The organism is Parasphingorhabdus sp. (assembly GCF_059726685.1).
In genome coordinates, this window is sequence record NZ_AP041068.1 from 3,308,254 (window position 1) to 3,319,695 (window position 11,442).

General features: G+C 50.6%; 10 protein-coding genes. 3 read left to right on the forward strand and 7 right to left on the reverse strand.

What is annotated here, in order from left to right; translation table 11 throughout:
- The first annotated feature begins 12 nt into the window (after positions 1-12).
- On the forward strand, positions 13-2,481 hold the full coding sequence (locus AC6I9Z_RS16170) for an outer membrane protein assembly factor BamB family protein (RefSeq protein ID WP_461458929.1): 2,469 nt from the start codon (positions 13-15) through the stop codon (positions 2,479-2,481).
- 61 nt (positions 2,482-2,542) lie between these two features.
- On the opposite strand, the gene AC6I9Z_RS16175 is transcribed toward AC6I9Z_RS16170, so the two are convergent.
- The 6 genes from AC6I9Z_RS16175 to AC6I9Z_RS16200 all read right to left on the reverse strand — a co-directional run bounded on the left by AC6I9Z_RS16175 (position 2,543) and on the right by AC6I9Z_RS16200 (position 8,544).
- A complete protein-coding gene (locus AC6I9Z_RS16175) occupies positions 2,543-4,261 on the reverse strand; it encodes an ABC transporter substrate-binding protein (protein WP_461458931.1) in 1,719 nt (572 codons plus the stop codon).
- Between the two features lie 58 nt (positions 4,262-4,319).
- On the reverse strand, positions 4,320-4,592 hold the full coding sequence (locus tag AC6I9Z_RS16180) for a DUF2160 domain-containing protein (protein WP_461458933.1): 273 nt from the start codon (positions 4,590-4,592) through the stop codon (positions 4,320-4,322).
- A 28-nt stretch (positions 4,593-4,620) separates the two neighbouring features.
- Entirely contained in the window at positions 4,621-5,397 is a 777-nt protein-coding gene (locus tag AC6I9Z_RS16185; protein WP_461458935.1) for a carbohydrate ABC transporter permease, read from the reverse strand.
- A 71-nt stretch (positions 5,398-5,468) separates the two neighbouring features.
- The gene (locus AC6I9Z_RS16190) at positions 5,469-6,344 is read right to left on the reverse strand and encodes a carbohydrate ABC transporter permease (RefSeq protein WP_461458936.1); all 876 of its coding nucleotides are present in this window, start codon (positions 6,342-6,344) and stop codon (positions 5,469-5,471) included.
- Positions 6,344-7,444 carry an ABC transporter ATP-binding protein gene (locus AC6I9Z_RS16195; protein ID WP_461458938.1) on the reverse strand — a complete coding sequence of 367 codons (1,101 nt, stop codon included), beginning with the start codon at positions 7,442-7,444 and terminating at the stop codon, positions 6,344-6,346. Before AC6I9Z_RS16195 ends, AC6I9Z_RS16190 begins: the two co-directional genes overlap by 1 nt.
- A gap of 2 nt (positions 7,445-7,446) precedes the next feature.
- Positions 7,447-8,544: an ABC transporter ATP-binding protein gene (locus tag AC6I9Z_RS16200; protein WP_461458940.1), complete on the reverse strand. Its 1,098-nt coding sequence runs from the start codon at positions 8,542-8,544 to the stop codon at positions 7,447-7,449.
- A gap of 203 nt (positions 8,545-8,747) precedes the next feature.
- Here AC6I9Z_RS16200 and AC6I9Z_RS16205 point away from each other — a divergent pair, with 203 nt between their 5' ends.
- A complete protein-coding gene (locus AC6I9Z_RS16205; protein WP_461458942.1) occupies positions 8,748-10,394 on the forward strand; it encodes a sialidase family protein in 1,647 nt (548 codons plus the stop codon).
- On the opposite strand, the gene AC6I9Z_RS16210 is transcribed toward AC6I9Z_RS16205, so the two are convergent.
- The gene (locus AC6I9Z_RS16210) at positions 10,343-10,636 is read right to left on the reverse strand and encodes a winged helix-turn-helix transcriptional regulator (protein WP_461458944.1); all 294 of its coding nucleotides are present in this window, start codon (positions 10,634-10,636) and stop codon (positions 10,343-10,345) included. The two genes, AC6I9Z_RS16205 and AC6I9Z_RS16210, sit on opposite strands and share 52 nt — an antisense overlap.
- A gap of 188 nt (positions 10,637-10,824) precedes the next feature.
- Between AC6I9Z_RS16210 and AC6I9Z_RS16215 the strand changes: the two genes are divergently transcribed.
- Positions 10,825-11,349, forward strand: a complete 525-nt coding sequence (locus tag AC6I9Z_RS16215; protein ID WP_461458946.1) for a class I SAM-dependent methyltransferase — start codon at positions 10,825-10,827, stop codon at positions 11,347-11,349.
- Positions 11,350-11,442: the final 93 nt, after the last annotated feature.

The following is an 11,442-nucleotide window of genomic DNA, read 5'->3' on the forward strand; positions in this document are numbered from 1 at the left end:
AGGAATACTCAAATGAACTTCTCCAAAATCATGCATTGGGTTTTTATCGTTCTGCTTTGGTTGATTGGTCTGACCCTTAGTTTATTGGGCGGATTTCTCGTCTATCTGGGCGGCAGCGTCTATTACCTACTGGCTGGTGTCGCTACGATTGCGGTCGCGATATTGGCGCAAAAACGGAGCAACAAAGCACCAAAAATATATGCGGCCATATTGCTCGTCACGCTCATCTGGTCACTCTTTGAGGCAGAGCTGCACTTCCTTGCGCTCTTGCCACGGTTGGCTGCTTGGCTGGTCGTTGGACTGTGGTTTCTGACGCCTTGGTACCGTCGTTCGCTCAAAGCTGATGCCGAGGACGACGGGCCGGCACCTTCAAACCGCTGGTGGGTTGGTGGTCCAAGCCTGGCGGCAGTTGCCGCTCTGCTGCTTGCTTCGATGCAAGGCTATATCCAAAATGGTACCGGAACGGTTCGGGAAGCGAACGCCAATGATGCCGTTTCCGACTGGCGTCACTATGGTAATGATGCCGGCGGTACCCGTTTTGCCCAACTGACCGATATTAATGCTGAAACGGTTAGCGGGCTGAAAGAAGTATGGCGTTACCGTACCGGAGTAGAAGAGGATTTCAAAGCCACGCCGCTTAATGTCAACGGCATGCTATATATCTGTGCGGCGCTGAATGTTGTTATCGCTATCGACGACAGCACTGGTAAAGAAATTTGGCGTTATGAGCCCGGCCTTGAGCCGCCAGCGACCCATCAATATGCCAAAACCTGTCGCGGCCTCGGTTATTATGAAGCGAGCGAGGAATATGAAGGCCAGTGCCCGAGCCGGATCGTGACAGCGACTGTCAATGCCAGTCTGATTGCCATAGATGCCATGACCGGAAAGCCCTGCAGCGATTTTGGCGACAACGGCATTGTCGACTTGCGACAGGGCATGGGCGACCATCCGGTCGGTGACTATTATCATACATCACCGCCACTGGTCGCAGGCGATAATCTGGTGGTTGGCGGCCTAGTAAACGACTCCCAGAATCTTGGCCTGCCATCCGGCGTGGTCAGAGCTTTTGACGCGGCGACCGGTGATTTTTCCTGGGCATGGGATATGGGCAATGCCGGCCAGAACGGCGAACCAGCGGAAGGCAAGACCTACACACCGGGTACCCCCAACGTTTGGTCGATCATGAGTTATGACCCGGAGTTGAACCTGATCTATGCCCCCACCGGCAATGCTGCGCCCGATTATTTTGGCGGGGCGCGCCGCGAATTTGACGATGAATGGTCATCCGCTGTGGTGGCCATTGATGCCGCCACCGGTGAGCCGCGCTGGAAATATCAAACCGTCCATCATGATGTCTGGGATTATGATGTACCCGCACAGCCGGTGCTGGTGGATGTGACCAAGGATGGCAAGAAAGTGCCATCTGTCGCCGTACCAACCAAAATGGGTGATATCTTCTTACTCGATCGGCGCAATGGTGAGCCTGTGCATCCCATTCCTGAAAAACCGGCACCGCAGGGCGCGGTTGATGGAGAATATCTCTCCGCCACCCAACCTGCTTCCTCGCTCCCCAATTTTCATCCCTATCGGTATGAGAAAGACATGTGGGGTCTGACTCCGATTGATCAGTTGGTGTGCCGGATTGAATATCGAACCATGCGCTATGAGGGCATGTACACGCCGCCAACCGTGCCAACCGGCATCACGAACACGGGTACCATGCTCTACCCTGGTAACTTCGGTGGATTTAACTGGGGCAGTGTCTCGGTCGATGCCGATAACGGTCTGTTGATTGCTGCTCCAATGATGTTGGCGCATCGATTGATTCTGGTGACTCCGGAACAGGTTGCGGAAGCCGGGCCGCTTGGAGGTCTGTTGCTGGGCAAAAACCATCCGGCCGTTCGCATGGATCCGAATGGACCCATGCCCAAAATGGGGGAACCCGATGCAGACAATCCATTTGACCATCGACGGATCAAATTTTTTGGCTTGCCTATGCCGTTCATGTCGCGGCTTGGTACGCAGGTCCCCTGTTTCGAACCACCATGGTCGCGGATTGCGGTTATGGATCTGAATACCAAAGAATTGCTGTGGAGCCGGCCAGCTGGCGATATGAGCGATTCAGGTCCGTTTAACTTGCGTTCAGGCATTCCGTATGATGTCGGAACGGCAATACGTGCAGGCACATTGACAACGCGCGGGGGATTGACATTCTTGAGCTCGACCATGGACAGCAAGGTTCGTGCTTTTGATATCCGTAGCGGCGAAGAAAAATGGAAAGCAGATTTGCCTGGCAACGGACAATCTACGCCGATGTCCTACCGGTCAAAAAAAGACGGTAAGCAATATCTTATCGTGACGGTCCCGAATCCAACCTGGCGCTATCCGCGGGACCCAGTCACAAACCAATATCTGGACTCACAAGATGTTCGAGACGGCAACGGTGGCTACGTGATTGCTTATGCATTGGACAATGACTGAATCACGGTCCGGTTTTAGCAAACTCTATTGTCCGATGCGATAAGTTTGAAGATGGACTACCTCACTGCCAGGCGGCGATTAACTTATCATATTCGATTGTCACCGGCTTGGGCTTCTCATTCGCTAGCTTGGCTTTGGGTGATCCGGGTTGGTTCAACCAATAGGCATTGTCTCGTTCTTCATTCAGTCTGGGACCGAGATCGCCTTGCAATCCAGATCGCTCGAGCCGGCTGAGGACACGTTCTTGCTGTTCGCATAGGGCATTGAGGGCTGCTTGCGGTGTTTTGGTGCCCGACGAAGCATCGCCAATATTTTGCCACCAAAGCTGCGCCAAGCGAGGATAGTCGGGAACATTTGTTCCAGTCGGCGACCACTGTGTGCGAGCCGGTGAGCGATAAAATTCCACCAATCCGCCTAGCTTTGGCGCGCGCTCCGTGAAGGATTCGTGCTGGATGGTCGACTCGCGAATGAATGTCAGTCCGACATGGGCTTTTTTGACGTCCACAGTTTTTGAGGTTACGAACTGCGCATAGAGCCATGCCGCCTGGGCCCGCTTGACGGGTGTGGATTTCATTAGCGTCCAAGCGCCAGCATCCTGATATCCCACTTTCATGCCATCTTCCCAATAAGCGCCGTGAGGACTGGGTGCCATGCGCCATCTTGGTGTTCCGTCTTCATAAAGGACAGCAGATGCTTCTTCGCCGACCATGTTAGCGGTGAATGTCGTGTACCAGAACATTTGTTGCGCAATGGCGCCTTGTGACGGAACCGGCCCAGCCTCTGAAAAGGTCATACCGGCTGCCGATGGTGGTGCGTAATCGGAAAGCCATTTGGAATATTTGGCCACAGCATAGACTGCAGCGGGTGAATTGGTGGCGCCGCCCCGCGCAACGCAAGACCCGACCGGTTGTGACTTGTCGTTTACTCTTATGCCCCATTCGTCAACCGGAAGCCCATTAGGCTCCCCGACCGATCCCATGCCGGCCATGGACATCCAGGCATCGGTGAAGCGCCACCCCAAGGAAGGGTCCTTCTTACCATAATCCATGTTGCCATAGACTTTTTTCCCGCCAATCTCTCGGCCGGTGAAGAATTCGGCAATATCTTCATAGGCTGACCAGTTGACGGGCACGCCCAAATCATATCCATATTGCGCTTTGAATTCGGCTTTGATTTTTGGGTCGGTGAACCAATCATATCGGAACCAATAGAGATTCGCGAATTGCTGGTCGGGCAATTGATATAGTTTTTTATCTGGACCGGTGGTGAAGTCGGTTCCGATAAAATCGGCAAGATCCAGTCCCGGACTGGTGACATCACTGCCCTCGCCTGCCATCCAATCCGTAAGATTGCGAACCTGTTGATAGCGCCAATGCGTTCCTATCAGATCCGAGTCATTGACATAGGCGTCGTAGATATTCTCATTTGACTGCATCTGCGTTTGCAGTTTCTCAACCACGTCACCCTCGCCGATAAGGTCATGCGTGACCCTGATTCCTGTAATGGCTGTAAAGGCGGGCGCCAGAACTTTGGATTCATATTCATGCGTTGCAATCGTTTCCGATACTACCGAAATCTCCATACCCCTGAACGGTTTTGCGGCCTCCGTGAACCAGGCCAATTCGGCTTCCTGCTCTTCCCGGTTGAGACTGGAGAGTTCGCCAATCTCTTCATCCAGAAATTTGCTCGCTGCACCTGCCGGATCGGATATGTCGATGTCATTCCGTGCATCATTGTCTGTTTCTGTGGAATCTGAACAGGATAGCGCGGCAAGGCTCATGCAAAGGATTGCTGCTGTTCGAAAACTTCTCATTTCATTGATCCGATCTTTTCTATTTTTATACCCAGCGAAATACGAATATTGCAAATAGGCCGCAAATAATCAGTGCACCATATTGCGGCGCGTCCAGCAAGCCAATCCACGCAAGATTGATAAAGGCAGAGCCCAAGAGAGAGATGAACAGGCGATCTCCGCGCATTGTTTCTATTCCGAGCACGCCAACCCTGGGCGTACTCGGATATTTCAAGTGCAATAATCCCATGCCAATCAGCAAGGTGCCGATGGACAGAAAGAATATTGCCGTCGGCAGTGTCCAGGCCATCCATTCCATTAAAACATCTCTCCCCTATCGAACTTATCTAGACACGGCCTAAAGCGAACCCCTTGGCAATGTGATTGCGGACGAAATAGATCACAATTGCACCGGGGATAATGGTCAGAACACCTGCAGCGGCAAGCACACCCCAATCAAGACCGGATGCAGAAACAGTCCGGGTCATGATCGCGGTAATGGGTTTTGCATCCACACTCGTAAGCGTGCGGCTCAACAAAAGTTCGACCCAGCTGAACATGAAACAGAAGAAGGCGGTGACGCCAATTCCCGGCGCGATCATGGGTATAAATATTTTCGTGAAGAATCTCGTAAATCCGTAGCCATCAATGAAAGCCGTTTCGTCAATTTCCCTTGGAACTCCGCGCATAAAGCCCTCCAATATCCAAACAGCGAGCGGAACATTGAACAGGCAATGCGCCAAGGCAACGGCAATATGGGTATCGAACAAAGACACGCTGGAATATAGTTGAAAGAACGGCAAAGCAAACACTGCTGGCGGTGCCATGCGATTTGTGAGAAGCCAGAAAAACAGATGATTGTCGCCGAAAAATCGATAGCGACTAAAGGCATAAGCCGCTGGCAATGCGACAAGAAGAGAAATTACGGTATTGAGCGAAACATAAATGAAGCTGTTCACATAGCCCATATACCAAGATGGATCAGTGAGGATGGTGCTATAATTTTTCAGAGTGAAATTATCAGGAAAAAGCGTGAACGTGCTCAATATTTCAGAGTTTGATTTGAAACTCATGATGATCAACCAATAGATCGGGACCAGCAGGAAAACCAAATATAGGGTCATCACGAGAGCCCCTATTCGGGCCCTTGGTATCGATGTTGAGCCACTTTTTTTGGTTGGATGCCGGTTCTTGCTCATTGCTTCGCCTCATCTTTATCGATGGTTATCATGACGGTGTAGAACACATAAGAAATCAGCAGAATGACCAGAAAATACATAAGAGAGAATGCCGCCGCTGGGCCCAAATCAAACTGACCAAGCGCCATTTTCACCAAATCTATCGATAAAAATGTCGTAGCATTTCCAGGTCCACCGCCGGTGAGAACAAATGGCTCCGTATAGATCATGAAGCTGTCCATGAAGCGCAACAAGATGGCTATCATCAAAACGCCTCGCATTTTCGGTAGTTCAATATATCGAAAGACGTTCCACCGGCTCGCCTGATCGATCATCGCCGCCTGATAATAAGGCTTCGGGATAGATCGAAGTCCCGCATAGGCCAGAAGTGCAACCAATGATGTCCAGTGCCAGACGTCCATAATTATCACGGTGACCCAAGCGTCAAAAGCGTTCTGGGAATAATTGTAGGAGATACCCAAATCAGACAAGGTGCGGCCAAGCAGTCCGATATCTGCGCGCCCGAAAACTTGCCAGATCGTTCCGACAACATTGTAAGGGATTAGCAATGGCAAAGACATGAGAACCAGGCAGATCGAGGCTGAAATTCCCTTTTTCGGCATGCTCAGTGCCACCAGGATGCCCAAAGGGATTTCGATCATGAGAATGATGAAAGAGAAGAGCAGCTGCCGGCCCAAAGCATCCCACAACCGTTCCGATCGGAGCAGTTCCTGATACCATTCCAGTCCGACCCAGAAAAATATATTCTCTCCGAAACTATCCTGGAAAGAATAATTGACCACCGTCATCATCGGGATGATTGATGAAAATGCAACGAGGACCAATACCGGCAGTACCAGAAGCCAAGCACGCTGATTAACGGTCTTTTCCACTAAACCGTTCCCCCGTTGCTTTGGTCAATCGCTTTGCCATTCATGCGCCAATCATCGCGGAATATGCCGATGTTGGCCGGATCAAACTCTATCTTGATCATGTCCGACTCAATTTCAAACCCCTCGTTGGCAGAAATGTTGATTTCAATATCGAACAATGTTGCATTAATGAATTTATGTCTACCGACATCCTGAACACGGTTTATTTGAACCGGCAATCCGTCGCTTTTGCTAAGCCGAACGAATTCAGGCCGTATCCCTAAAAGAATGTCACCTTGCGGGTTGCCATAATCATGATGGAGGTCGATCGTATTGCCATTAATATGGGCTTTGTTTCCTGTGACAGAAACGGGAACGAAGTTCATTCCGGGAGAACCAATGAAGTAACCCACAAAGACATGCGCCGGTGTTTCGAAAAGCTCTTTCGGGGTTCCGATTTGCACCACCCGGCCTTCATGCATCACCACGACTTTTTCTGCGAAGGTCAGGGCTTCCGTTTGATCATGGGTCACATAAATCATTGTGTGCCCAAATTCCCGGTGCAGCGACTTGAGCTGAGTCCGCAATTCCCATTTCAAATGGGGATCGATGACTGTCAAAGGTTCATCGAAAAGGATCGCGTTCACGTCGTCCCGAACCATACCGCGTCCAAGTGAGATTTTCTGTTTCAGGTCGGAGGTTAGCCCTCGCGCTTTTTTATGAAGATCTGCTTCCAGACCGATCATCTGCGCGATCTGCTCTACTCGCTCGGAGACATAGTCGGCCTCCATGCCCCGATTGCGCAATGGGAATGCCAAATTTTGCCTAACCGTCATTGTGTCATAGACAACCGGAAACTGGAAAACCTGCGCAATATTACGTTCTGCTGTTGATGATACGGTAACATCTTTGTCGCCAAATAAAACGCGCCCGCTCGTTGGTGTGAGCAAGCCGGAAATTATATTGAGTAACGTTGTTTTGCCGCATCCGCTGGGGCCCAATAATGCATAGGCTCGCCCATCCTCCCAGATATGATTGATCTCCTTGAGAGCGAAATCATGATCCCCACCCGGATCGGGGAGGTAGCTATGCGCCAGATTTTCGAGGGTTATGGAGGCCAAATCTATGCTCCCGACTTTTCAGGTTCATGATTTGGTGACGCAACCAGCTTCTTATCCTTATCAAAAAAGAAGATATTTTTAGGGTCTAGGGAAATTTTCAGCACTTGCCCAACTTCAAAAGTTTGAAGCCCGGGGATCAAGCCGATCCATCTTTCATCCCTTGCATTGACGTGAATATAGGTGTCTGATCCGGTAAGTTCTGTGACGATCAATTTCGCCGCAAATTCAACGGCATCAGACTGGCCATCGCTCATTTCAAGATGATGGGCACGGAATCCGGCTTTATATTCGCCATTGGGCAAGCGAGCCAAATCATCGTTCAGTATTGTCGTTTGCCCATTTGGAAAATGAACAACTGCGCCGTCCTTCTGGACCGACACAAAATTCATCGGCGGGTCGGAGTAAACGCGAGCGGTCGTCTCATCCACGGGATTGCGATAGACATCCATAGCCTTCCCATATTGTGTTACCCGGCCGTTCCAGAGGGTCGCGGTGTTTCCGCCAAGCAAAAGCGCCTCTTCCGGCTCTGTCGTTGCGTAAACAAAAATACTTCCGGACGCCTCAAAAAGCCGCGGAATTTCTAGGCGCAACTCTTCCCGCAATTTATAGTCCAGATTTGCAAGCGGTTCGTCCATGAGGACCAGACCAACATCTTTCGCCAATGCTCGCGCCATCGCGCACCGCTGTTGTTGCCCTCCCGATATTTCATTGGGTTTGCGATCAAGAATAGAAGTCAGTTTGAGCAGTTCAGCCATTTCCTGCACTTTTGCATCAATTTCCGCCGCGGACTTCTTCTGCAACTTCAGCGGTGACGCAATATTGTCATAGACCGTCATCGAGGGGTAATTGACGAATTGCTGGTACACCATCGCAATATCGCGATTCTGCACGCGCTTTTTCGTCACATCCACATTGTCCCAAAAGACTTTGCCGGTATCTGGCCTGTCGAGCCCAGCCATGAGACGCATCAAGGATGTTTTGCCGGACGATGTTGGCCCGAGCAGAACGTTCATCGTTCCTTTCTGCAATTCCAGATCGGTGGCATAGATATGCGTCTCACCATTGGATATTTTGGAGATCCCATGAAGTCGCAAACTCATGAACCATTCCCAGTGCACTCGTCAGATGGTTGGCCTATTTTGGATTTCGCCAGATAGGCCGCGATTCTGAGCATCTTTTCTCCAAATGACAATATGTAGCGCCCTTTCGAATGAAGGGTTGCCGCTACGCTATGGCATCAATTGACGCTCAAAGCATATAGAAAATGCATTGCAATTGGGCCAATGGTTCGTAGACCCGAAATATGCAAATTTCCCGCAATGGTATGATGTTAGCTTTACTTGCGTGTCTCGCCGTTATCATGACTTTCTATTTCACGCGCGATTCTGTTGCCAATCCTTCGTCGGACAGTGCGGGTCAAGAAACAAAGAAATTGCAGTTGGATGTCATCGCGCAAGTTGGTCCTTGGCCAGTTGCATCCCGGCTGATCGGATATCGGGGTAAATTATGGTTCGCTAACTCGGTCAAGGGTCGCAATCACAATTCGGCCGATATCTGGAGTTTCGATCCCGACACGCGCGAAACGAGATATGAACGGCATTTATACAGTCAGGATGCTGGGCACCCACTGGTCTACAAGGGATTACTTTACTGGCCGTTCGAGGATGCACTGCAATCTGCTGGTGAAGGCGTTGTCGAGGTTACCGATGGTGTAACTTGGAGCCCTTTGATCATTCCCAATTCGCCCATTTATCACACCAGCCAGTTGCTGGAATGGAACGATGGATTGCTGGCAATTACCGGAACGCGTAACGCTGGTCTGCAACGATCAACGGATGCAGGGCGCAGTTGGGAAGAATTTTATATCCACCCGACGCCGTCTACGCATGTCAGCCGGATCAAGGAGATTCTCCTATTTAATGGCGAAACTTATGCTTCGCTGAAAGACACCAAGGTCAAACGTCTTGTCAGGTGGACTGGCTCTGGTTTCCAGACCGTCAGCAGTTGGCCGCTTAATCGCTTTTTTAACGGCCTGACGGTTCACAGAGAGGGGCTCTTTGGAATTGTCGGACGTGGCGGTGAGAGGGAAATCTGGCGCTTTGACGGGAGAAGGTCCATCCGCGTTGGCTTTAAGGGAGCATTCGTCGATTTGGCCAGTGATGGTGATCAACTCTGGGTCGTTTCCAATGATGGACGACTATGGTCGAGTCAAAACGGCAATAGTTGGACGCGGCATGGCGATCTTGAAAACGGTCGCCCTGTATCCATCCAGGCAATTGCAGGAGGAATCTATGTCGCCGGAGCAGGAGACGATGGACGAGGCATTGTCTGGGGTCCTAGTGAGCATGTCATTCCCTTGGGCAAAAAGCCGCCCGAACTCATCTCGCAACTCCCGGCGGAAAAGACCGGATTGGATTGGGCGGCTGCAGGCCAGAAAATTGACGCACTGTTATCCGACCCGTCTACCTATATCGATGCGGGCAGAAGTGAAGTTCGCAGACTAATAGTTCAAGCTTCCACCAATGGTGCGCCCTCAGGGTTTTTTGCCGAGCGCTTGAAAGTAGAAATACCGCCTGTGACGGTACGCGCATTTGGCGGTAATATGGAGCTCAGAGCTAAAGATATTGCGCGTGCAGTCCTTTTATCGGGTATGGAGAGAGCCGGTCATGCAAATGTACCGATTTCATATCTGACAGACCCCTGGACCTCTCCGCCGAACAGTTACGAAAAATATTTTGAGATAGAGCTGAGCGCACTAAGAGCCGTCGCAGCTTCCGGACAGGATGATCGAGAAACAATCGAGGCGCTGTTGGCAAGACTGGATTTCGCCAATGATCCTCCATGGCTCAGGTCACAAGTGATCGGTACGCTGACCGCCGTCAGCGGCGAGCATTTCGGTTATGATGTTGCTGCGTGGAAAAAATGGGCAAAGTCAAAAGTTGATGGATAGAGCATCTTGTATTGACTAACTATCCAATGTCCGTACTGGGTGGGTAGGCATACGCTAAGCGGAGCCGCGTTTTGCATCTCTTTTGCAATATCGAAACTCTCACGAGCTGCGTCGATTCTGGAGAGGTTCTTCAGTGCCCAATGTCCCAACGCGTTGACGGGCTCACAAAATGACTTGCCCATTGCCGTCAGGTTATATTCTACCTTGGGTGGAATGGTCGGATGGTAAATCCGACCCCGCATGTTTCTATGCACAGCCGGGCTCAGGCATAGAAAGCCTATTGTTCAAAGGGCTTTGGCATGGAGTTTTGCTAGCCCTACAGATATTGCTGGCAGTACCAATATTGGATGTTACCGTTACCGGGCGAAACTAAATGCAGCTTTTTTGGAAAACTCCTCTTCTGGGCCCGGCCGTATTCGCTATTTGGAAAATGGATGCTCAGAGAAAGTACAGGCTCACAAAAGACTGGATAGAGCGTGGAGACCGTCTGCTGGAAGTTGGTTCTGGTCCGGGTAGCGTTGTAAAGATTTTCCGCGAACACGGACTGTGCGTGATGGCACTGGATATCGCGGACAATAGCATCTCTGAAGACCTGAAACCCACAATATATGATGGCGATACCATGCCATTCGCAGACCAATCATTTGACGCTGCGTTGCTCCTTACAGTGTTGCACCATATAGCTAACCCCGACAAAATCCTGCAGGAAGCTGCGCGCGTGTCAAAAAGATTGATCATTGTGGAAGATGTCTATGACACTCCATTTCAGGCCGCTTACACCAAGCTGACTGACAAGATTACCAATATGGAATTTATTGGTCATCCCCATAGCAACCGGTCACATAACGAATGGCTGGAAACTTTTGACCGGATGGGCTTCACCGTTCGTCACAGCGAAATCCATAGATTGGCAAAATTCTATCAGCAGGCTGTTTATATCGTTGACACACAATGAATAAGCACGGCGGGCATATTCGAATCTGGTCATTTTTTGCTGCTTTGTAACGCTTGTCGGTTTTGGGACGAATATTGGTCATCCACTTGGGAC